At 66.8% G+C, this 21,303-nt stretch carries 25 protein-coding genes; 15 read left to right on the top strand and 10 right to left on the bottom strand.

Translation table 11 applies throughout. The features are described from left to right. Window positions 1-293: 293 nt before the first annotated feature. Window positions 294-629: a hypothetical protein gene (locus VK682_RS09020; RefSeq protein WP_324781699.1), complete on the bottom strand. Its 336-nt coding sequence runs from the start codon at window positions 627-629 to the stop codon at window positions 294-296. Window positions 630-989: 360 nt separating this feature from the next. Here VK682_RS09020 and VK682_RS09015 point away from each other — a divergent pair, with 360 nt between their 5' ends. The 5 genes from VK682_RS09015 (at window position 990) to VK682_RS08995 (ending at window position 3,447) form a co-directional block, all read left to right on the top strand. After that, a complete protein-coding gene (locus VK682_RS09015; protein ID WP_324781698.1) occupies window positions 990-1,304 on the top strand; it encodes a hypothetical protein in 315 nt (104 codons plus the stop codon). Next, on the top strand, window positions 1,301-1,645 hold the full coding sequence (locus tag VK682_RS09010) for a hypothetical protein (protein WP_324781697.1): 345 nt from the start codon (window positions 1,301-1,303) through the stop codon (window positions 1,643-1,645). The genes VK682_RS09015 and VK682_RS09010 overlap by 4 nt, the downstream gene beginning before the upstream one ends. Before the next feature lie 119 nt (window positions 1,646-1,764). Next, complete coding sequence (locus VK682_RS09005; protein WP_324781696.1) at window positions 1,765-2,295, top strand: hypothetical protein; 531 nt, start codon at window positions 1,765-1,767, stop codon at window positions 2,293-2,295. Window positions 2,296-2,300: 5 nt separating this feature from the next. Beyond that, window positions 2,301-2,498, top strand: a complete 198-nt coding sequence (locus VK682_RS09000) for a hypothetical protein (protein ID WP_089845366.1) — start codon at window positions 2,301-2,303, stop codon at window positions 2,496-2,498. 52 nt (window positions 2,499-2,550) lie between these two features. Then, window positions 2,551-3,447 (top strand): transglutaminase family protein, encoded by an 897-nt coding sequence (locus VK682_RS08995; protein ID WP_089845364.1) that lies wholly within the window; start codon window positions 2,551-2,553, stop codon window positions 3,445-3,447. Window positions 3,448-3,592: 145 nt separating this feature from the next. Here VK682_RS08995 and VK682_RS08990 read toward each other — a convergent pair whose 3' ends face one another. Then, window positions 3,593-3,805 (bottom strand): hypothetical protein, encoded by a 213-nt coding sequence (locus tag VK682_RS08990; RefSeq protein ID WP_324781695.1) that lies wholly within the window; start codon window positions 3,803-3,805, stop codon window positions 3,593-3,595. Window positions 3,806-4,046: 241 nt separating this feature from the next. Here VK682_RS08990 and VK682_RS08985 point away from each other — a divergent pair, with 241 nt between their 5' ends. Beyond that, window positions 4,047-4,169 (top strand): hypothetical protein, encoded by a 123-nt coding sequence (locus VK682_RS08985; RefSeq protein WP_324781694.1) that lies wholly within the window; start codon window positions 4,047-4,049, stop codon window positions 4,167-4,169. A gap of 27 nt (window positions 4,170-4,196) precedes the next feature. Here the strand turns inward: VK682_RS08985 and VK682_RS08980 are convergent, their stop codons facing one another. After that, window positions 4,197-5,090, bottom strand: a complete 894-nt coding sequence (locus VK682_RS08980) for a helix-turn-helix domain-containing protein (RefSeq protein WP_230795623.1) — start codon at window positions 5,088-5,090, stop codon at window positions 4,197-4,199. Between the two features lie 99 nt (window positions 5,091-5,189). Between VK682_RS08980 and VK682_RS08975 the strand changes: the two genes are divergently transcribed. Beyond that, window positions 5,190-6,734 carry a GMC oxidoreductase gene (locus VK682_RS08975; protein WP_230795622.1) on the top strand — a complete coding sequence of 515 codons (1,545 nt, stop codon included), beginning with the start codon at window positions 5,190-5,192 and terminating at the stop codon, window positions 6,732-6,734. A gap of 11 nt (window positions 6,735-6,745) precedes the next feature. After that, window positions 6,746-7,594: a shikimate dehydrogenase gene (gene aroE, locus VK682_RS08970; protein ID WP_230795620.1), complete on the top strand. Its 849-nt coding sequence runs from the start codon at window positions 6,746-6,748 to the stop codon at window positions 7,592-7,594. Window positions 7,595-7,618: 24 nt separating this feature from the next. On the opposite strand, the gene pdxR is transcribed toward aroE, so the two are convergent. After that, window positions 7,619-9,088: a MocR-like pyridoxine biosynthesis transcription factor PdxR gene (pdxR, locus tag VK682_RS08965; RefSeq protein WP_230795618.1), complete on the bottom strand. Its 1,470-nt coding sequence runs from the start codon at window positions 9,086-9,088 to the stop codon at window positions 7,619-7,621. Between the two features lie 197 nt (window positions 9,089-9,285). Here pdxR and VK682_RS08960 point away from each other — a divergent pair, with 197 nt between their 5' ends. Beyond that, window positions 9,286-9,936: an FMN-binding negative transcriptional regulator gene (locus VK682_RS08960; RefSeq protein WP_230795617.1), complete on the top strand. Its 651-nt coding sequence runs from the start codon at window positions 9,286-9,288 to the stop codon at window positions 9,934-9,936. Between the two features lie 6 nt (window positions 9,937-9,942). Here the strand turns inward: VK682_RS08960 and pdxY are convergent, their stop codons facing one another. The 6 genes from pdxY to VK682_RS08930 all read right to left on the bottom strand — a co-directional run bounded on the left by pdxY (window position 9,943) and on the right by VK682_RS08930 (window position 14,943). After that, entirely contained in the window at window positions 9,943-10,791 is an 849-nt protein-coding gene (gene pdxY / locus VK682_RS08955; protein ID WP_230795614.1) for a pyridoxal kinase, read from the bottom strand. A 13-nt stretch (window positions 10,792-10,804) separates the two neighbouring features. Further along, window positions 10,805-11,485, bottom strand: a complete 681-nt coding sequence (locus tag VK682_RS08950) for an MOSC domain-containing protein (RefSeq protein WP_230795612.1) — start codon at window positions 11,483-11,485, stop codon at window positions 10,805-10,807. A gap of 80 nt (window positions 11,486-11,565) precedes the next feature. Continuing rightward, on the bottom strand, window positions 11,566-12,537 hold the full coding sequence (bioB, locus tag VK682_RS08945; RefSeq protein ID WP_230795610.1) for a biotin synthase BioB: 972 nt from the start codon (window positions 12,535-12,537) through the stop codon (window positions 11,566-11,568). Next, window positions 12,534-13,091 carry a biotin transporter BioY gene (locus tag VK682_RS08940; protein WP_324781693.1) on the bottom strand — a complete coding sequence of 186 codons (558 nt, stop codon included), beginning with the start codon at window positions 13,089-13,091 and terminating at the stop codon, window positions 12,534-12,536. Before VK682_RS08940 ends, bioB begins: the two co-directional genes overlap by 4 nt. Before the next feature lie 81 nt (window positions 13,092-13,172). After that, window positions 13,173-13,841: a GntR family transcriptional regulator gene (locus tag VK682_RS08935; protein WP_324781692.1), complete on the bottom strand. Its 669-nt coding sequence runs from the start codon at window positions 13,839-13,841 to the stop codon at window positions 13,173-13,175. Window positions 13,842-13,917: 76 nt separating this feature from the next. Further along, the gene (locus VK682_RS08930; protein ID WP_230795605.1) at window positions 13,918-14,943 is read right to left on the bottom strand and encodes a LacI family DNA-binding transcriptional regulator; all 1,026 of its coding nucleotides are present in this window, start codon (window positions 14,941-14,943) and stop codon (window positions 13,918-13,920) included. Window positions 14,944-15,171: 228 nt separating this feature from the next. Between VK682_RS08930 and VK682_RS08925 the strand changes: the two genes are divergently transcribed. The 6 genes from VK682_RS08925 to VK682_RS08900 all read left to right on the top strand — a co-directional run bounded on the left by VK682_RS08925 (window position 15,172) and on the right by VK682_RS08900 (window position 21,221). Continuing rightward, window positions 15,172-16,155 (top strand): substrate-binding domain-containing protein, encoded by a 984-nt coding sequence (locus VK682_RS08925; protein WP_230795604.1) that lies wholly within the window; start codon window positions 15,172-15,174, stop codon window positions 16,153-16,155. A gap of 66 nt (window positions 16,156-16,221) precedes the next feature. Next, window positions 16,222-17,727: a sugar ABC transporter ATP-binding protein gene (locus tag VK682_RS08920; protein ID WP_089845342.1), complete on the top strand. Its 1,506-nt coding sequence runs from the start codon at window positions 16,222-16,224 to the stop codon at window positions 17,725-17,727. Then, entirely contained in the window at window positions 17,720-18,712 is a 993-nt protein-coding gene (locus VK682_RS08915; RefSeq protein WP_230795603.1) for an ABC transporter permease, read from the top strand. The genes VK682_RS08920 and VK682_RS08915 overlap by 8 nt, the downstream gene beginning before the upstream one ends. Continuing rightward, the gene (locus VK682_RS08910; protein WP_324781691.1) at window positions 18,712-19,740 is read left to right on the top strand and encodes an ABC transporter permease; all 1,029 of its coding nucleotides are present in this window, start codon (window positions 18,712-18,714) and stop codon (window positions 19,738-19,740) included. Before VK682_RS08915 ends, VK682_RS08910 begins: the two co-directional genes overlap by 1 nt. Then, window positions 19,741-20,589, top strand: a complete 849-nt coding sequence (locus tag VK682_RS08905; RefSeq protein WP_089845336.1) for a sugar phosphate isomerase/epimerase family protein — start codon at window positions 19,741-19,743, stop codon at window positions 20,587-20,589. Continuing rightward, on the top strand, window positions 20,589-21,221 hold the full coding sequence (locus VK682_RS08900; protein ID WP_230795601.1) for a nucleoside/nucleotide kinase family protein: 633 nt from the start codon (window positions 20,589-20,591) through the stop codon (window positions 21,219-21,221). The genes VK682_RS08905 and VK682_RS08900 overlap by 1 nt, the downstream gene beginning before the upstream one ends. Window positions 21,222-21,303: the final 82 nt, after the last annotated feature.

Below are 21,303 nucleotides of genomic sequence, written 5' to 3'. Positions count from 1 at the left end.
CCCGGGGCGCGCCCGCAGCTGGTTCGCAGACAAAAGGCGTGCCAACATGCCTGCCCTTTGCGGGGCTGGCATGTTGGCATGTCTCTTGCTACCCGGAACCTGAGCCGCCAAACACGCAGCAGCCATGGTTCAGAGTGCCGGGGCCAGAGGCCTTGCGCACTGATGCAGGTTAGTGCCCGCGCGGTCCATGCGTCGCTTTTTTGACAAAAAGGCAAGGACTGGCCGCCGCTGTGGGGCTGATGCGGCGGCGCCTTGGCATCCCGGGCAGCAAGGGGCGCAGGATGCCTGATGGTTCATTCCCCGGACCCGAACAGGCCGCCGAACAGAAGCTGCGCCACAACAAAGAGGATCGCGAGGATCGTCCAGATCGCGGTGCCTGACCCCAGACGGCCAGCGGCAAGGGGGGCCGCCTGCCATGTCGGCGCGGCTTTTGGCGGCGTGTCGGGCAGCAGCAGGGTCAGTTCCTGCGCGACCGTTCCATGATCGCGCCCCAGCGCGGGCACGTCCCAGACCTTTGACAGCAGCAGACCCAGCCGGGCGCGCGCCGCATCCCGGCTCAGGGCGACAAGGGCGGCGGTTTCGGTCCATGGATCCAGTCCCAGCCGCGCCAGCGCCGAAAGCACCGTCACGCTGGATCCCTTTCTGTCCGTGCCGACAGGCGCATAGAGAAACCGCTCGAATTCTGGGGGATGCGGGTAGAGACCACGGAGTCGGGTCATCATCATTCCGTTCATGGGTTGCGGGCGCGCATTGCCCCCGTGTTTTCCGGAGCCTAGGCGCGGACCGGCTCCGGCGCCCTTACACAGGTCAGTGCCTGTGCCGCATCCTGCGCGCCGGGGGCGTGTGTGGCCTTTCGAAGGCGGGACTAACATGTGTCAGCGCCCCGCCCGTGATTCTGACCTAGAAGAGTGGAAGTCGTTCAACTGTGCCGGTCCTCGAGCCGAGGAGGTGCGGAACGTGTCAATTTGCCCACATGACGGAGACCTAGGATGACCATGCGGTCTGCCAGATCGACGGTGACGTTTTTCAATGCCTTTGCCCTGCGGGGATATGCGGGGCAGCTGCCCGCAGGCGATTACGAAATTATCGTCGAAGAAGAGCTTCTTGAGGGCTTCAGTTTTGAGACGTGGCTGCGGACGGCGACCTATCTGATGGTGGGCCACAGCGACAGCCAACCCGGTCTTGCCGAAATGCGCGCGGTTTCCGACCGGGAACTGGTCGCCGTGCTAAGCCGGGACGGGGCCATGACCCAGACCAAGCAAAACAGCGAAGCGGCGCTTTCTCCGCTGGAGGACAGAACATGACCACTCCCGACTGGCTGAAGCCCGGACTTTACGGCGCGCTGATCGGCGCGATCCTAGTTGCCGCCCTTGGCTTTACATTGGGTGGCTGGGTCACCGGCAGGACCGCGAACGCGCAGGCCATGGAAATGTCGCGGGGCGATGTCGTGGCCTCCATGGTGCCGGTGTGTCTGGACATGGCGCAGCAGGATCCGGCGCGGGACGAGAAGATGGAAACGATCCGGGCCGCATCGTCTTATGAACGGCGCAATGCGCTGATGGCGGGCGGTTGGGCGACGGTGCCGGGAACGGACGGCCCGGACCGGGATATCGCGCAGGCCTGTCTCGCGGCGCTCGAACTTTGATCGTTGCGGGGCCATCGGGACTGCCCGCGCCCGTGACATCCAGACCTTTGGACCGGCCCCGCGCCCCGGTCGGAAACAGGGGGCAGGCTGCCCCCGCCCTATGGGAGAGACCGCACCGAATGGAAAATCAGATCAGCAAGACGGTGGCCGTCTTTTCCCGCCCGTTCACCGTGCCGGGATTCGGCGACACGCTGCCCGCCGGAGAATACGAGATCGAAACCGAACTGGTCTCGCCCCCCGACAGCCAGCGCGCCGAGGCATGGAAAGCCTCCGTGCTGGTCAGGCTGCATCCTCTGGTGTCCCATCCCGGGCTGACGCGCACGCTGACCGTGTCGCTGGCGGATCTGGATCACGCCCGCGCCAAGGACAAGCTGTCGGGCCGGGCGCTGTCGGATTTCTTTCTGGAAGAGATGCTTGTCGATCCGATGGTGCGCCTTGTCATGCAGGCGGACGGCGTGTCGGAAGCGGATCTGCGGCATCTTTATGCCGGAAACCTGACCACGCCGCCCGGCGAAGGCGCGCCGCATTTCGGCCCGCAGGATGACCCCAAGCGGCACAGCGCGGTGGAGGCTGCGGCGGGTGTGGCCAGTGTGTCGCCACAGGTGGGGGCTGCCCCCCTGACCCTGCCGTCCGGAGGCACTTCCTCATGAGACACATGGCCATGACAGAGCAGTCCGCCCCCGAGATTTCGCCGCCAAGAGCCGCGGGCGATGTGCCCCGCGAACGCCGCTGCCTGCGCTGCAGCACCGTCTTCTGGAGCGAAGGTTTCGGAGAGCGGATCTGCCGCCGCTGCAAGGGGCTGAAGGCATGGCAGAGCGCGCTTTCCGGCCCGGTCTCCTCCCGCCGCCGCTGACCCGGAAGCGGCGCACGCGCCGCTTTCCCCTCATAACAGACTGGACTCCATCTTGTTCCGCCTCGAAACCTTTCACAAGACCACCTACCGGTACCGGCACAAGGTTCTGCTGGGGCCGCACCGGTTGATGCTGCGTCCCCGCGAAACCCGGGAACTGCGGCTGTTCTCGCACAGCCTGACCATCACGCCGCAGGCCACCGTGACCTGGTCCCATGATGTTGCGGGCAATGCCATCGCCACCGCCACGTTTGACGCCCCGACGGATCATCTTGTGATCGAAAGCCGGGCAAGGCTGGAACTGACCGCGCCGGAATGGCCGGTCTTTGCCATCTCCGCCTCTGCCGCCAGCTATCCCTTTATCTACAGCGCCGATGACTGGACGGATCTGGGCGCGCTGACCGTGCCGCAATATGCCGATCCCGATGGCCGGTTTTCCCGCTGGGTCGAAGGGTTTGTGATGGGGCGCCCCACGGACACGCTGTCGCTGCTGAAGGACATCAGCAATGGCGTGTTCACGCAGATGTCCTATCAAAGCCGCGAAACCGAAGGCACCCAGTCCCCGATCGAGACCATCGACCGCGGCTGGGGGTCGTGCCGCGATTTTGCGGTGCTGCTGGCCGAAGCCGCGCGCAGGCTGGGTCTGGGGTCGCGCATCGTCTCCGGCTATCTCTCCGATCCGGAGGGCGGCAGCGTCGGGTCTGCAGGCGCCGGGTCCACCCATGCCTGGGTCGAGATCTATCTGCCCGGCGCGGGCTGGATCGCCTTTGATCCGACCAACCGAAGCGTCGGATCGCAGAACCTTGTGCCGGTCGCGGTGGGCCGCGACATTCATCTGGTCGTGCCGGTGTCCGGCAGCTTTTCCGGAGACCCGAACGCCGTCCGCGATCTGTCGGTGGAGGTGTCGGTGCGCGTCGGCAGCCACAGCATGGCGCAGCGGCAGGACGCCTGACCGAACTGCCGGTCCGGGTTCCGGGCTTTGACCTTCAGCCCCCGACGCGCAGCGTCTGCCGCCCCCGGATCTCGGACCCGGGTTTGCCGCGCCAGCGCACCCTGCTGACGCGGGGTTTTGTGTGGGCAGGGCATTGCGGCTGCGGCTACATCCGGGCCAGCAGATCGTCGCGCGCGGAATCGCGATGTTCCTGCACCGCGCGGACCGCCTGATCGATGTTGCGCGCGCGGACAGCTGCAACGATGCTGCATGCTGCGATGCTGGCGCACGATGTCGGCGATCCGCTCGGGGGTCTGCGCGACGCGGTGGCGCAGGCTGATGACCAGATCCCCGCAAGCTGCAGCAGCGCCTCGCGCACGCCGCAGGCGATCCCCTATGCAGGCGTTCAATCAGGCGGCCCTGCCGGGGCAGGGCACCGCGGCCCAGACCATGCTGCCGCCGGGATACTGGGCACATGACGGCAAAAGCGGCCGATGGGATGCCCGCCACCACCGGCTGCCATTGCAGCGACACAGGGCGGCAGCCTAGCAGGGAATTCCAAAAGCCGATGTCGCTGGAGGCGCTTGCGAAACACGACCGCTTCTGCGGTGTCCAGCCCGGTGAGACTGCAGGCGGTCCTGACCGCCCCCAGCCTGCCGCTGACACCGCATATCGCGGGCGGCACGCAGGAAAGCCTGCTGCGCCGCAACCTGACCGGATTTCCCCGCAGGCGCAGAGCCTAGCGCCTGCGGGGCATGCGGTGATCCGGCTTATTTCCGCATGGGAAAGCCTCCCTCGGGGCAGGGGTCGCCGCGGGACCGGAAGTCGCGGCGATAGGCGGAGGGGGTGGTGCCGGCGGTCTGCCGGAACTTCCGCGCCAGATGCGCCGCGTCATGGAAGCCGCACTGGTCCGCGATGGCCGACATCTGCTGGTCGGTCCGGGCCAGCAGGGTTGCCGCGCGCCCGATCCGCAGCCGTGTCACATAGGCGCTGACCGACAGCCCGGTGCTGCGCCGGAAAATCCGCTGCAGCTGGCTTTCGGTGACATGCGCCAGCGCGCAGAGCGGCGCGAGCCGGATCGGCGCGTCGAGGTTCTTGTGCAGATAGGCCAGCACCGCCTCCATCCGCCGCTGGTCGCGCGGCAGGCCTTCGGGCGCCAGTGCCGTGGCGGACAGGACCCGCCGGTCGGTCTGCTGCGACAGATCGAGCAGGACCCCGGTCAGCCGCAGCGCCCGCTCTGCCAGCGGCAGGTCGCACAGATCAAGGATGCGGGCGCGGATCTGCGGGGCCGGGCCAAAAAGCACCCCGCCTTCGGCCTCCGCCAGCAGGGCGGAGATGGGGCCCAGTTCCGGCATCACCCGCAGCACGGACCGGATCCAGCTTTCGGTGAACCAGCAGACCACGGCGCGATGTTCCGCCGCCCCGTCCGCAAGGTCGTGCGAGTGCCAGGCATGCGGCAGGTTCGGGCCGATCAGCGCCAGATCGCCCTCGGCATAGGGCGCCACGTCGCTGCCCACGAACCGCGTGCCCCGGCTGCCCAGCGTCAGCGTCAGTTCGTATTCGGGATGGTAGTGCCAGTTGAAGCCGAATTCCGGCAGGCGGCGGTCATAGACCAGACAGCTCTGGCGTTCGGGGATCGTGACGGCTTCGAACCAGGGCTGCATCCTGTCTCCTTCCTCATGCGGCAATCGTACAAGAAGACGCAGCGGTTGGGAATGGTGCCAGAGCGGGCAGCGGCTAGGTTGGGGAGGGAGGAGCCCGGCATGAACGACATAAGGCAGCAGCAGATGGACAGCCCGCAGGTCATCGTGGTCGGCAGCGGGGTTGGCGGGGGCACCGTCGCGATGCAGCTGGCGCGCGCCGGGATGCGCGTGCTTCTGCTGGAACGCGGCAAGGCCCTGCCGGACGAGCCGGAACTGAGCGATGCCGAAGCGGTTTTCGTTCAAAACCGCTACCGGACGCAGGAGCAGTGGCAGGACGAGACCGGGCGCCGCTACCGCCCCGGCCAGTATTATTACCTTGGCGGGCACACCAAATTCTACGGCACCGCCATGTTCCGCTTCCGCGAGAGCGATTTCGCCGAAACGCAGCACGAGGAGGCCGTCTCTCCGGCGTGGCCGGTCAGCTATGCCGAGCTTGAACCGTTCTACACGCAGGCCGAGCAGATCTTCGGGGTCAGGGGTGCTGCCGGAACCGATCCGACAGAGCCGTGGCGACAGGCGGATTATGCGCATGCGCCCGTGCCGCATGCGCCGCTGATCGGGCGCATGGCGGAGCGGCTGGCGGGCGCCGGGCTGCACCCGTTCCATATGCCTGCGGCGGTGGATTACGGCCCCGGCGGGGCCTGCACTCTTTGCGGCACCTGTGACGCTTTTGCCTGCCGCTTCGGCGCCAAGGGCGATGCCGAAACGCGGCTGATCCGGCAGCTGCAGGCCATGCCCAATGTCGAGATCCGCACCGGAGTCGAAGTCCGCCGTCTGCTGCATGACGCGCAGGGGCGGCACATCACCGCTGTCGAGGTGCTGCGGGACGGCGTGCTGCAGCACATCGAGGCCCCGCATGTCGTGCTGAGCGCGGGCGCGGTCAATTCGGCGCTGATCCTGCTCCGCTCGGCCACCGACCGCTGCCCCGATGGCCTTGCCAACCGGTCCGGCGTGGTGGGGCGCTATCTGATGAACCACCACCTGACCGGGCTGATGGGCGTCCTGCCGTTCGAGGTCAACGACACGGCCTTTCCCAAAACCCTGTCCGTGAACGATTTTTACGGCGGCATATCCGGTGATCCGATGGCGCGGGGCAATATCCAGATGCTGGGCAACATCCGCGGCCCGATGATCCGCGCGGCCTATCCCGCCACGCCGAAGCCGCTTGCCAACTGGCTGGGGCGGCACAGCGTGGACTGGCTGGTCATGTCGGAAGACCCGCCGCTGGCCAGCAACCGCGTGCGGCTTATGCCGGACGGCACGCCCGAGGTCACATGGCATCCGGCCGATCTTTCGGCGCATGACCGCTTCGTGCGGCATGTCCGCAGGCTTCTGCGGCGGATCGGGTTTCCGCTGGTCCTGCGCCACAGCTTCGGGATCGAGGCCCCGTCGCACCAGTGCGGCACCGTGCGGATGGGCGACGATCAGGCCACCTCTGCGCTCAACGCGCTGTGCCGCGCCCATGACCATCCCAACCTTCACGTGGTGGATGCGGGCTGTTTCCCGTCCTCCGCCGCCGTGAACCCCGCGCTGACCATCGCGGCCCAAGGGCTGCGCGTTGGCGCCCATCTGGCGCGCAGCCTCAGCACCTCTGCCGCTGCCTGAAAGGATCTCCGATGTCGCATGATTTCCTCCAGCCTCTCACCGGCTCCTTTGCCTGCCCCGCCGCCGAGAACCCGACCGTCGCCATGATCGAGGCCGCGTTCAGGCATCACGGCCTGCCGTGGCGCTACATCAACTGCGAGGTGGCGCCGGAGGATCTGGGGGCTGCCGTGGCCGGGGCGCGGGCCATGGGCTGGCGCGGCTTCAACTGCTCCATCCCGCACAAGGTCGCGGTGATCGACCATCTTGACGGGCTGGGCGACTCCGCCCGGATCATCGGCGCGGTGAACACCATCGTTGCCCGCGACGGCAAGCTGATCGGAGAAAACACCGACGGCAAGGGCTTCGTCCGCGCCCTGAGGCAGATCTGCGATCCTGCCGGGCATCGTGCGGTGGTGCTGGGCGCGGGCGGGGCGGCCCGGGCCGTGGCGGTGGAACTGGCGCTTGCGGGCGTGACCCATCTGACCATCGTCAACCGCAGCGCGGCGCGGGGCGAAACTCTGGCGCGGCTGATCACCGAAAAGACCCCGGCAGAGGCCGTCTATCATCCGTGGGACGGCACCTTTGCCATCCCCGCAGGGACCGGCATCGTGGTGAACGCCACCTCTGTCGGGCTTTACCCTGATGTGGAGGCGACCCCAGACATCGACCACGACAGCCTGCAGCCCGACATGGTCGTGGCGGACGGCATCCATAATCCGCCGCGCACGAGGCTGCTGCAGGCGGCACAGGCGCGCGGCTGCCGGACGGCGGACGGGCTGGGGATGCTGGTCGGCCAAGGCGTGATCGGGCTGAAATACTGGACAGGGATTGATGCCGATGCCGAAGTGATGCGGCAGGCGCTGCTTGACCTTGATCTGTAACGGGGGCGGGGCCGACCGGTCTGGTCATAGCCGCGCGATGACCTCTGCAAGCAGATCGACACCTTTCTCGATCTGCCGGAGGCCAAGTGCCGCGTAGCCCATGACCAGACCGACGCGGTCCGGTCCGCCTGCCGACCCCCCGTAAAGCGACGAGATCGGGTGCAGCCCGAGGCCCAAGCGCCGGGCGGCTGCGATCAGGTCCGGCTCCCGCGCGCGGGGGAGATGATCGAACCAGACGACGACATGCAGCCCGGCCTCTGCCCCCTGCACCCTGATGCGGTCGCCGAAATGCCGCCGCAACGCCGCCAGCAGGGTGGCGCGCCGTTCGCCGTTCAGCCTGCGCACCCGGCGGACATGCCGCTCGTAGCTGCCGGTTTCGATCAGGCGGGCCAGAGCCTCCTGTTCCGCAACCGGGGAATGCCGGTCGGTGATCTGCTTGGCGGTGCTGAAAACCGGGACCAGTTCGGGGGGAACCACCAGATAGCCGATGCGCAGCATCGGGGAGAGCGTCTTTGACACCGTGCCAAGATAGATGACGGCGGCATCGGGCTGGAGACTGTGCAGCGGCGGAACCGGGTTGATGTCATAGCGATATTCGCTGTCGTAATCATCCTCCAGCACATAGGCGGAGCGGGCGCGCGCCCAGTCCAGAAGCTGGTGCCGACGCGCAACCGGCATGACGCCGCCAAGCGGGAACTGATGCGACGGCGTCACATAGGCCAGCCGTGCCTCGACTGTCTCCAGACCTGCCGTCCTCATCCCGTCCGCATCGACATCAATGGCAACCGGCGTGGCGCCGGTCGCTTCGAAGACCTGCCGCGCCATCCGGTAGCCGGGATCCTCCATCACGAAACGCTCGCGCGGGTCCAGAAGCAGGCGCGCGCAGAGATCAAGACCCTGCTGCGAGCCGTTGACGATCATGATCTGATCCAGATCGCAGCGTATCCTCCGCGCCCGCCACAGATAGCCCTGCAGCGCTTGACGCAGGCGCAGCGATCCGCGCGGGTCTTGATAGGCCAGCCGCTGCGGCCGTCTTGCCAGCGCCTCGGTCAGGGCACGCCTCCAGAGAAGGCTTGGAAAATCTCCGGGTGCCAGATCGCCATAGCGGAAGTCGATCTGCGGCGCGGTCGCAAGGTCGCCTGTCCAGCGCGGGGCCGATCGCAGACGGTCGCCATAAGCCGACAGACGGACCGGACCGGATCGCGGCGCGGCGGGCTCGCTTGGCGCCGGTCTGACCGGCGAGGACACGACGCGGGGCCGCCTGCCTTGCGTGATCTCGATAAAGCCTTCGGCGGCGAGCTGTTCCAGTGCGACCGTGACGGTTGTCCGCGCAACGCCAAGCTCGTCCGCCAGCCCGCGCGAGGACGGGATCTGGCTTTCCGGCGGGTAGACGCCCGCGATGATCTGGTCGCGCAGCGCCTCATAGATCTGCCGGGCTCCCGGTTTGCCCCCGCGCCCGTCCGCCCCGAACTGGACCATCTCAATTTCTGCCAACTGGACGTTTCATCTGATCCAGTTTGCCGCCACCCTGCCGGAGATCCAAGAGAAGGTTCGAGTGTCATGATCAGGACAGGCCCGCCCGCCACCGCAGCGCCGCACACCGCCCCGTCAGCCGTAGCGATGCCGGGTGCCTGACGTGTTGCCCTCTGCCGAGAGCCGACATTTTTTCACCGCCACCGACAGGACGCCGCATGTATGTCCCGCCCCATTTTGACGAGCCCGACCGCGCGGTTCTTCAAGACCTGATCGAAAAGACCGCGCTGGGTGTTCTGGTCACCCACGGCGCAAGCGGGCTTGACGCAAATCACATCCCGTTCGAACTGGACCGGACGCAGGGAGAGTACGGAACCCTGCGCTGCCACGTCGCGCGCAGCAATCCGGTCTGGACCGATGTCACGACCGGCGACGAGGTGCTTGTGGTGTTCCGCTTGGCCGACGCCTATGTGTCACCAACATGGTATCCAAGCAAACACGAGGCCCACAAGCAGGTTCCCACATGGAACTACCTTGTGGCGCATGCCCATGGGCGCATCACCGTTCAGGATGACGAGGGCTTCGTCAGGCGCAACGTGGCCCGGCTGACCCGAAGCCACGAGGCAGATCAGCCCGTGCCGTGGAAGATGGGGGATGCGCCAAAAGACTTCACGGCGGCTCTGGTCAAGGCCATCGTCGGCCTTGAAATCGAGATCACCCGCCTTGTCGGCAAGGCCAAGCTGAGCCAGAACAAGACGGCGGATGACCTGCGGAGTGCGGGGGAAACGCTTGTTGCCCAAGGGGACCGGCAGATCGGGCAGGCGATGCTGGATGCTGCCGCCCGCAAGCCGACCGATCCCCGGCCCTAGGCTGCCTTAGTCGGGGGCGAGGGTCAGCAGCGTGTGGCGGAATTCCGGCTCGGTCAGCACCACCTCTCCCGCGCCAAGCGCCTGCGCATGGGTCAGGGCGCGGGAGGTCAGGCTCTGCGCCATCTCGATGGCGGCGGGCAGGCCAAGCCCGCGCGCCACCCCCGCCACGATCAGCCCGGCAAAGAGGTCGCCGGTGCCGGGCAGGGCGATCGGCAGATGCGGGGTCGGGTGCCGGCTGGTGCCGTCGGGGCCAAGCCGCACGCTTTCGATCTGGCCGGGGGCGGTGTCCTCCAGCCTGCAGCCGGTGACGATCAGCTGCGTCCGTGCTGGCAGCGACAGACCCTCCCGGGCGGCCCCCAGATCGGCCAGAGTGGCAACCCGGTGGCCGGTCAGCCATGACAGTTCAAACGGGTTGGGCGTGGCGATGTCCGCCAGCGGCAGCAGCCGGTCGCGCATCACATCGGCAATGGCCTCTGGCACGTAAAGCCCCGGCCCGGCATCGCCCATCACCGGATCACAGAGATAGATCAGCCGGGGATTGGCCGCCTTCGCCCCGGCCACAAAATCGGCCACCTTCCGGGCCACCTCGACCGAGCCGATATAGCCGGTGAGGATATAGTCAGCGCGTTGGGGCAGCCCGCGTTCCTGTGCCCCCAGCAGCAGGTCGGCAAACAGATCCGGGTCAAGCGCCCGGCCCCGCAGCGTGGGATAATCGGGCGTGTTCGAAAAGATCACCGTGGGGATCGCCGCCACCTCCAGCCCTGCCGCCTGCATCGGGAACAGCGCGGCAGAGTTGCCGACATGGCCAAAGACCACCTGACTCTGGATCGAGATCACGAAGGGGGGAGGGGTCATGAAAAAATCCGGCTCATTGGGGGCCATCCAGTCGCTTGGTCCAGTCTTCGACACGACCGCTGTCCAGCCGCCGCACGGCATATTTGCGCCAGCCTTCGGCCAGAACGTCAAGTGCCGCAAGGCCCTGCAGTTCGTCCCGGTTCAGCCGGTCGACGTAAAGCGCGTGCCACAGCCGCTGCAGGGTCCAGTCCGGGGCGATGCGGTCCAGCAGATCGAGCCTGTCGCCGGGGGCGACGGTGCCGGGCTGCAGCACGCGGTAATACCAGCCGGTGCGCCCGCTCTGCTGCACCCGCCGCGCCATGTCCGGGGTGTCGAAGCGGCGGCTCAGCTTCCAGCAGGGCTGCCTGCCTTGCGACACCTGCACCAGCGCCGTGCCCAGCCGGAAGATGTCCCCCACCGCCACCGTGGTCTCGGTCAGCCCGAAGGTGGAGACATTTTCGCCAAACCCGCCCGGCCCCGCCAGCGCGGGCAGGGCGCCCAGTTCGGTGCGCCAGTCGGCGTAATGCTCCGCCGGGTAGTGATGCACCGCTTTTTCCACCCCGCCATGCACGCGCCGGTCGGCCTGTTCGTCACCCTGCAGCCCTTCGACGTCAAGGGCGAGGGGCCGGTCCACCGGGCGCTTCACGATCCCGCTTCGCACAGGGCTGCCGGGCAGGGGGGCGGCGGGGCCGGTCAGCAGGGTGATCGTTGTCATGCGGGGCCTCTTGGCGGTGTCGGTCCTGCCCTGACCTCGCCCGCAGGCGCATCCGGGATCAAGCGAAAAGACGGCGGGGGCTAGTCCGCCGCCCCCTGCCGGGCCGCAGCCGGGGCGACCTGCATCCCGAGCCGCGCCAGCAGATCGGCATCCTGCCAAGCTGCCGGGTTGCCGGTGGTCAGCAGCTGGTCGCCCACAAAGATCGAATTCGCCCCGGCCAGAAAGCACATTGCCTGCAGCTCGTCGCTCATCCCCGTGCGCCCTGCCGACAGGCGCACCACCGAGGCGGGCATCAGAATCCGCGCCAGTGCCACGCAGCGGACCAGCGCGAAGGGATCGACGGGTGCCGCGCGGCTTTGCACCGGCACGCCTTCCACCTTGGTCCACAGGTTCACCGGCACGCTGTCGGGATGGGCGGGCAGGGTGGCCAGCGTCACCAGCATCGCGATGCGGTCGTCTTCCGCCTCGCCCATGCCAAGGATGCCGCCGCAGCAGACCCTGATGCCGCCCCGGCGCACCGCGTCGACCGTGTCGAGCCGGTCGGCCATGGTCCGGGTCGTGGCGATGCGGGCGTAATAGTCCGGCGATGTGTCGATGTTGTGGTTGTAGAAATCCAGCCCCGCCGCCTTCAGCCGCGCCACCTGACCGGGGGAGAGCATCCCCAGCGTCATGCAGGTTTCCAGCCCCAGATCGGCGACGCCGCGCACCATATCGCAGAGCCGGTCCATGTCGCGGTCTTTGGGGCTGCGCCACGCGGCCCCCATGCAGAACCGCTGCGCGCCTGCGGCCTTGGCCCGGCTTGCTGCCGCCAGCACCTCCTCGGTGGCCATCAGCTTGGTCGCTGTCACCCCGGTGTCGTGATGCGCGGATTGCGAGCAATAGCCGCAATCCTCGGGGCAGCCGCCGGTCTTGATGCTGAGCAGGCTCGCGGTTTCGATCACGGTGGGGTCGAAATGGCGGCGGTGCAGGGTCTGCGCGCGGTGCAGCAGGTCGGGAAAGGGCAGGGCGTGGATCGCCCGTGCCTCTGCCATGGTCCAGTCGGTCCGGATCATTGGCCGCGCGCCTTGATCCGGTTCAGGCCGGACAGAAGCGTGGCCGCCAGCGCGATCTTGACCAGATCCCCCAGCAGGAAGGGCACAACGCCGGTGGCCAGCAGCTTTGACGCGGGCACGAAGGCCGCAAGCCATGCCATCCCGGCGGCATAGACCACGACCAGCCCCGCCAGCATCGCCAGCCCCCGGCCCAGCCAGCCGCGTTGCTGCGCCAGCGCGCCGATCAGCCCGGCGGCAAGCAGATAGCCCGCCAGATAACCCCCCGTCGGCCCGGCCATATAGGCAAGCCCGATGCCCCGCTCGGGCGTGCCCGAAAACACCGGCAGCCCCAAGGCCCCCGCGCCCAGATAGGCCAGCATTGCCGCCACCCCAAGGCGCGGGCCAAGGGCTGCGGCAACCGCGAACACCGCCAGCGTGTGCAGCGTCATCGGCACCGGCCAGAACGGGATCTGCACCTTGGCGCCAAGGGTGATCAGCGCCGCGCCACACAGCGCGAGCACCAGCCCGCGCCACAGGGGCGCTGCGCGGGACAGGGAGAGGGTGAGCGAGGACATGGGCGGACTCCGTTGCAAGATAGCGGTTCTATCTATAGTTACGGAGAGGTGTCGCGTGCCAGCAATCGAGATTATAGATAATTACCCAAGAATCTCGTAAGTCTCTCTGGGATCTGCGTTTTTTGTTGCGGCCTTGCGCTTGCCGATCCAGCCGACATGCCGGGCCAGCGTGCTGCAGGCCAGATCGGTCTGGCCCTTGCGCAGCGCCTCCAGAATGGCGCGGTGGTCGTGATCGGTGCGCGCCTCCCAGTCGCGCCGCCACGCGGCGAACAGAAAGCGGGCGCTGGCGGCCTGCAGGTCGTCAATGGCGCGCAGCAGGCGCGGCATCTGGCAGGGCGCAAGGATCAGCCGGTGGAAATGCCGGTTCGCCGCCTCCCAGTCGCGCACCGTGGCGGCGCTGTCGCCGCGCCTCGTAACCTCTTCAGCTTCCGCCAGAATTGCCCGGGTGAGGTGGGGCGCGGCATGGCGCAGCGCCAGCCTTTCCAGACTGGCCCGCATTTCGGCGACCTCGCGCAGTTCGGCCACGTCGAATTCGGTGACGCGGAAGCCGCGGCGCGGCAGGCTTTCCGCCAGACCCTGCGCCTGAAGCTCGCGGAAAGCCTCGCGCACCGGGACATGGCTTGCGCCGAATTCCGTGGCGATATGATCCTGCCGCAGCCGCGTGCCGGGCGCAATTTCGCCGGTGATGATGCGGTCCGCCAGAATGCGGGCGATCCGCGTGGCGTGGGTGTCTTCGGGGGCGTGTTGCATGGATTATAGATAATTCAGCCGCAGCAGGTTGTCGACGTGGATCTGCGAGCCGCGCTTAGACGGAGGCAGGGCCGGATCAGCGCAGGGGCGCGGGATAAAGTTCGGGCTGCACCATCTCGATCACCGGGGGGCTCGCCTCGTCCAGCAGGGCAAAGGCCCTGTGCACCAGCATCTTGTGACGCTGCCGCATCATATGGACCGGAAAGCGCAGAAGCTGTCCGTAAGGTTCGTAATCGAAGACGCCGAAGGAGCAGGAGGTCAGTTCGGCCTCGGGCAGGGTGGCCAGAAAGCGCAGCGCGCCCTCGAACACCGAATCGGAGTTGATGAACAGCCCGCGCGGCAGACCGCCCAGCCGGGTGTAAAGCGCGCTGATCGAGGCGGTGGCCGCGTCAAGATCATAGGTCTGCGCGATGATCTGATCGGGGTCGAGACGCCCGAGATGAGCATAAAGCGCCTCTGAAAAGCCCTCCACCCGGTTGCGGGTCGAGGGCAGCAGACGGTCGCCCCCCACAAAATAGATCGTGTCGCGGGGCGACGCCCCGATGGGAACGCCGCGGGCGCGCATGCTTGCGATGATCTCGCGGGTCAGGATATGCGCCCCGGTCCGGCTGTCGGTCACCACCGAGGGCGCGATGGCGCAGGGCTGGTCGACAAAGACATGGGGCACCTGCGCCGCCGTGCAGTGACGGCTGAGATCCTCTGGCGCCACGGATCCGACAAAAAAGATCGCGTCGATATTCCATGCGGTCAGGTCAGAGACGGTGCGGCGTTCCTCCTCGGGATCGCGCGCGGTCGAGATGATTACCGGGCACTGGTTGCGGGCGCGGACCTCGGCGGAAAAGGTCTGGGCGATGTTGGAGAAGAAGCGGTTGTATTCCGGGATCAGCAGCGCGACCAGACCCGAGCGCGAGGTGCGCAGCGCGCGCGCCTGCAGATTCGCCGAATAGCCCTGTTCCTGCGCGATGGCGATGATCCGCTCGGCGGTGACCTTGGCGATGCGGCGCTTTTTCCACGTGCCGTTCAGCGCCGCCGAGACGGTCGACGCCGAGGCACCGGCCTTCTGGGCGATGTCGTAAATCGTCTCTTTCTGCAGTTTTGTCATAGGGTTGGAGTCTCGATCCGGGACGTTTCGACAGACGTCGCAAAGGGCTGTTGACAGCATGACCGGAAATCGGCTTCTCTTGCAACATCGATTGCGCAACCTGAGGAAACTCAGCAGCATCCCGCAGCCACGACGCCCGAAAAGGTCGCGTGGTTTTTTCGGCGGAATCAGCACAATCGGTTGTGCACGTTCAGGAGGGCGCGAAACCTCGCGCCGAGGGAGGAAGACATGACGAAATTGACCGGAATGGTCAGCGCGCTGGCGCTGACCTTTGGCCTTGCCACATCTGCCAGTGCGGAAACCTCCATGGGGATCGTCGTCAAGATCGGCGGCATTCCGTGGTTCAATGCCATGGAAGACGGCATCACCCGCCGCGCCGAGGAACTGGGCGTGACGGCAGAGATGATCGGCCCGGTTTCCGCCGATCCGGCGCTGCAGGTGCAGGCCATCGAGGATCTGATCGCCAAGGGCGTGGACGTGATCGGCGTGGTCCCCAATGACGAGGCGGCGCTGGAGCCGGTGCTGCAGAAGGCGCGGGACGCGGGCATCATCGTGATCTCGCACGAAGGGCCGGGGCTGGAAAATGTCGACTGGAATTTCGAACTGGCCTCTGCCGAGGGGTTCGGCGAGGCGCATGCCAAGCTGCTGTCCGACAAGACCCCCGAGGGCGGCACATATGCGGTCTATGTCGGCTCGCTGACGGTGCCGCTGCACAATGCATGGGCCGATGCCGCAATCGCGTGGATGGCAGAGAACCGCCCCGATCTCGAAATCGTCGGCGACCGGTATGGCGTGGCCGAGAATGTCGATGACAGCCGGTCCACCGCGCTTGACCTGATCGCGGCCAACCCGGATCTGAAGGGCTTCCTTGCCTTTGGCAGCCAAGGGCCGATCGGGGCGGGACGTGCCGTGGAAGAGCGCCGCAAGACCGGCGAGATCCACGTCATGGGGCCGTTCTCTCCCGGGCAGGGCCGCAAGATGATCCATTCCGGCGTGCTGACCGGGGGCTTCATGTGGAATCCGGCGCAGGCGGGCGAGGTTTTTGTCACGCTCGGCGACATGCTGGCGCGGGGCGAGACGCTGGAATCCGGCATGGATGTGCCGGGCCTCGGCGTGATCGAACCGGACGCCGACGCGCGGGACATCATCACCGACAACCTGCTGGAAATCAACGCCAGCACGGTGGACGACCTGGCCGAAAAGGGTCTCTGATCCAAGGCGCCCTGCGGGCGGGGCTCCGGTCCTGCCCGCCTTTCCTTCATGTCCCATAGGTGAACCATGACAACTGCCCCGGCAGAACGGTTCGCGCTGCGGCTCCACAAGGTCTCGAAGGCTTTCGGCGGGGTGCAGGCGCTGAACAAGATCGATTTCGAGGTCCGCGCGGGCGAGGTGCACTGCCTTGCCGGCGAGAATGGCTGCGGCAAATCCACCCTCATCAAGGTGGTGACCGGCGTCCACCAGCCGGAAAGCGCCGATCTGATCGAACTTTTTGGCGCGCGCGTCGACCGCATCACCCCGGTGCAGGCGCGGCAGCGGGGCGTGTCGGTGATCTGGCAGGATCTGGCGCTGTTCCCGCATATGAGCGTGGCCGAAAACATCGCCTTTGACGACCTTGTCGGGCTGCGGCCCCGTTCCGTGCGCTACCGCGAGATGAGCGCGCGGGCGGGCGAGGTGCTGGAGCGGCTTGGCGTCTCCCTGCCGCTGACCGCGCCGCTCAACGATCTGTCCATCGCGCAGCGGCAGGTGGTGGCCATCGCCCGCGCGCTGATGAATGATGCGAAGCTGATCTTCATGGATGAACCCACCGCCTCGCTGACCCAGTCCGAAACGGACCGGCTGCTGGACATCGTGCGCAAGCTGTCGGCGGATGGCGTGGCCGTTGTCTTTGTGTCGCACCGGCTGGCCGAAGTGCTGGAGATCGCCGAGCGCGTCACCGTCGTGCGCGACGGCAATCTTGTGGGCGTCTACCCGACCGAGGGCATGACGCAGGCGCGGCTTGGCGAGCTGATGACCGGCCATCTGATCGAAAACAAGGTCGATGCCCGCGACCTGCCCGATGCGCCCGTGGTGTTCGAGGCCCGTGGCCTGAGCCGTCACGGCGAATTCGAGGATGTCTCGCTGACCATCCGGGCGGGCGAGGTTCTGGGGCTGACCGGGCTCATCGGGGCAGGGCGGACCGAACTGGCCCATGTCATGATGGGCATGCGCCGGGCCGATGCGGGCAGCATGACGCTGGAGGGGTCGGCCTTTCGCCCCGGCTCCATCCGCGAGGCGATTGCCAAGGGCATGGCCTATGTGTCGGAGGACCGCCTGTCGCTGGGGCTGCTGCAGAAACAGTCCATCGCCGACAACACGGTGATTTCCGTGCTCCGCCAGCTGACCACCGCCAGCGGGCTGATCTCTGACCGGCGCAAGGCCGATCTGGTGCGGCACTGGATCCGCGAACTGGGGGTCAAGATCGGCGCGCCGGAGGATGCGATTTCCACCCTGTCCGGCGGCAACCAGCAGAAGGTCGTGCTGGCGAAATGGCTGGCGACAGAACCGCGGCTGCTGATCCTCGACAGCCCGACGGTGGGCGTTGACGTGGGCGCGCGGGCGGGCATCTTCCGCATCGTGCGCGCGCTGGCGGAGCAGGGCCTCGCCATCCTGCTGATCTCGGACGAGGTGACCGAGGTCATGCATCATTCCGACCGCATCCTGCACATGGCCGATGGCCGCATCGTGCAGGCTTACGACCCGCGCACCGTTTCGGTGCCCCAGCTGGAGGAGCGGATCTATGCGTGACGCCTTGCGCAGTCATACGATCGAGGTGCGCCTTGCGGTGGTGCTGGCGGTGCTCTGCATTGCCCTGTCCCTCGGCGCGCCGCAATTTGCCACCCTGCCCAACCTGACCTCGCTGCTGAACAACAGCGCCGTGAACCTGATCTGGGCGGTGGGTCTGCTGGTGGTGCTGATCGCCGGGGGCATCGACATTTCCTTCGCCGTGGCCTCCTCGGTGGTGCAATACGTCGCGGCGCAGCTGCTGATGAGCGTCGGCGGCGGCAACTGGCTGCTGGGATTCCTGTTCTGCGGCTCTCTCGGCATCCTGCTGGGCCTGCTGAACGCGTGGCTGATCCATGGCTTTCGGATCATCTCCATCGTGGTGACCATCGCCACCTTCAACGCGTTTTTCGGGCTGCTGATGTTCTTCAGCGGCGGGCGCAACATCTACAACCTGCCGGACTGGTGGACCGCGCGCATCTTCATCTTCGAACATGAGAACGCCCAAGGGATCTGGTCGGAACTGACGCTGTCCGTCGCGGTGATGATCGGCTGCGTCATCGCCACATGGGCGCTGATCCGGCGCAGCAATATCGGTCGGCAGCTTTACGCCTTTGGTGACAACCCCGAAGGCGCGCGCCGCGCGGGCGTGAACATCGCGGTGATGCAGGGCGTGGCCTTCGGCTGGATGGGGCTCATGGCGGGGATTGCCGGGCTCTGTCAGGTGAACATCGTCAAGGAGGTGGTGCCAAACGCGCTTTACGGTCGCGAACTCGACGTGCTGGCGGCGGTGGTGCTGGGCGGCGCCCGTCTGGGCGGCGGCAAGGGCACGATCCTTGGCTGCATCCTTGGGGTGATGTTCGTGGCGGTCACCCAGAACGGGCTGAACCTGCTGGGCGTGTCGCCCTTCGCCTTCCAGATGATCATCGGCGCGGTGATCCTCGTGGCCATCTCCACCGCCAATATCGATCTCAGCCAATTCTTCCGCAACAAGGAGGCCCGGTCGTGATGAGCGACACCAGACGCCTGCCCGGCCTCAAGGGCTTCAAAAACCTCAAGACAGGCGGTCCCGCCAGAGAGAACCTGTCGCTGCTGGTCATGCTCGTGCTGCTGGTGGTGGTCTTCGCCATCGCCTCGCCGCGCTTCCTGACCGGGGCAAACCTTGGCTCCATGGGCTTCCAGATGCCGCTGCTCGGCCTGCTGACTCTGGCCATGCTGGCCCCGATCCTGTCGGGCGGGCTGAACCTTGCCATCGTCTATACCGCCAATATCAGCGGGCTGACGCTGGCCTGGACGCTCATGCAGTTCGGCGGGCCAGAGGCGGGCATTCCCGCCTTCATCCTCGGCTGCGCGCTCGCCGTGATCGTGGGCGCGCTGGCGGGTGCGGTGATGGGTGGCGTCGTGGCCTATGTCGGCGCGCATCCGATCCTCGTGTCGCTGGCGATGATGATCTTCCTGCGCGGACTGGGCGAATTCCTGACCCGTGGCGGCGACATTTCGGGCTTTCCAGACCACATGCACACGCTCGGCCATGGCAGCGTCATGGGCATTCCGGTGCCGCTGATCCTGTTCGCGGTGATCGCGCTTGGCTGGCATGTGCTGCTGCGCCGCACGCCGCATGGGTTTTCGGTCTACATGACCGGGTCGAACCTGAAGGCGGTGGAATATGCGGGGCTGAATGCGAAGCGCACGCTGGTGCTGATCTATACCCTGTCGGGCGTGCTCTGCGCCATTGCGGGCATCCTCATGGCCGCGCGGTTCAGTTCGGTCCGCGTGGGCCATGGCGAAGCGATGCTGCTGATCACCGTGCTGGCCTGTTTTCTGGGCGGCATCGATCCGTTCGGCGGCCATGGCCGCGTGGCACCAGTCATCCTCGCGCTGGTGATCCTGCAGGTGCTGTCCTCGGGGCTCAACCTTGTGGGGGCGAACCAGCATCTTTCGACGGCCGTCTGGGGCCTGTTCCTGATCGCGGTGATGGTGCTGCGATCCGGCCAGATTCAACGATATATCGGACTTCTTTCCCGAAAGGACACCTAAATGGAAGGCTTTGGCGTACACACCAGCATGTGGACGATGAACTGGGACCGCGAGGGCGCAGAGCGCGCCGTGACGGGGGCCCTCAGCTACGGCGTCGATTTCATCGAGATCCCGATGCTGCGCCCGGCAGAGATCGACACCGCCCACACCGCCGCGCTGCTGGAGCGGAACAACCTGCGCGCGGTCTGTTCGCTGGGTCTGCCGGAACAGTACTGGGCCTCGGTCAATCCCGAAGGCGCGATCGACTATCTCCGGCTTGCCATCGACAAGACCAAGGCCTGCGGCGCCGAGGCGCTGTCGGGGGTGACGTTCGGGGGCATCGGCCAGCGCACCGGATCATGGCCGACACAGGCCGAATATGACAACGTCGCCAAGGTGCTGGATGCCGCCTCGACATATGCGAAAGAGGTCGGGCTGCTTTTTGGCATCGAGCCGGTGAACCGCTACGAAAACCACCTCATCAATACCGGCTGGCAGGCGCGCGAGATGATCGAACGCGTGGGGTCGGACAACATCTTCGTCCATCTCGACACCTATCACATGAACATCGAGGAAAAGGGCGCCGCCAACGGCATTCTCGACTGCCGCGATTACCTGAAATACATCCACCTCAGCGAAAGCGACCGCGGCACCCCGGGAGAGGGCTGCTGCGACTGGGACGAGGTCTTTGCCACGCTGAAGGCCATCGATTTCAAGGGCGGGCTTGCGATGGAAAGCTTCATCAACATGCCTCCGGAGATCGGGTTCGGGCTGGCGGTCTGGCGCCCCGTCGCCAAGGATCACGAAGAGGTCATGTCCAAAGGGCTGCCCTTCCTGCGCAACAAGGCCGCCCAGTACCGGCTGATCTGATGGCGCGACATGTGACCATGGAGGGTCTCCTGACGGAGGCCCTCACCCTGCTGGAGCAGCCCGGCCGCCGGATCATGGCCATCGCAGGCGCGCCGGGTTCGGGCAAAAGCACGACGGCGCAGGCGCTGCAGACGGGGCTGGCGCGGGCCCATCCCGGGCTTTCGGCGATCCTGCCCATGGACGGGTTTCACTACGATGACGCGGTGCTGCACGACATGGGCCGCCGCCCGTGGAAGGGCGCCCCGGACACGTTCGATGTGGGCGGGCTCGCCTCGGTGCTCGACCGGCTGCGGACGGGGGCCGAAACGGTGGCGGTCCCGGTCTTTGACCGCGATCTGGAGATTTCGCGCGGATCGGCGCGGCTGATCACACCCGGCGTCAGGCTGATCCTGTGCGAGGGCAATTATCTGCTGCTGGACAGCGCCCCATGGGACCGGCTGGCCGCCTGTTTTGACAGGACGGTCATGGTGGACGTGCCCGAGCCGGTTCTGGCCGACCGCCTGCGCGCACGCTGGAGCCATTACGATCTGACCGAAGACCAGATCCGCCAGAAGCTGGAAGGCAACGACCTCCCCAATGGCCGCACCGTCCGCACCAGAAGCCGCCCCGCCGATCTTGTCCTCACCCAGTGACCCACCGCGTCGACGGCAGCCCCCACGGCGGCGCGGAGGCCTGATCGGATGCGGACAGAGCGCCGCGCCCTCAAGACCGTTA

The sequence above is a fragment of the Salipiger marinus genome (assembly GCF_035481585.1).
In the GTDB taxonomy this organism is placed as follows: domain Bacteria; phylum Pseudomonadota; class Alphaproteobacteria; order Rhodobacterales; family Rhodobacteraceae; genus Salipiger; species Salipiger marinus.
The sequence above is the reverse complement of the archived record's forward strand: the minus strand, read 5'-3'. Positions and strand labels throughout refer to the sequence as shown.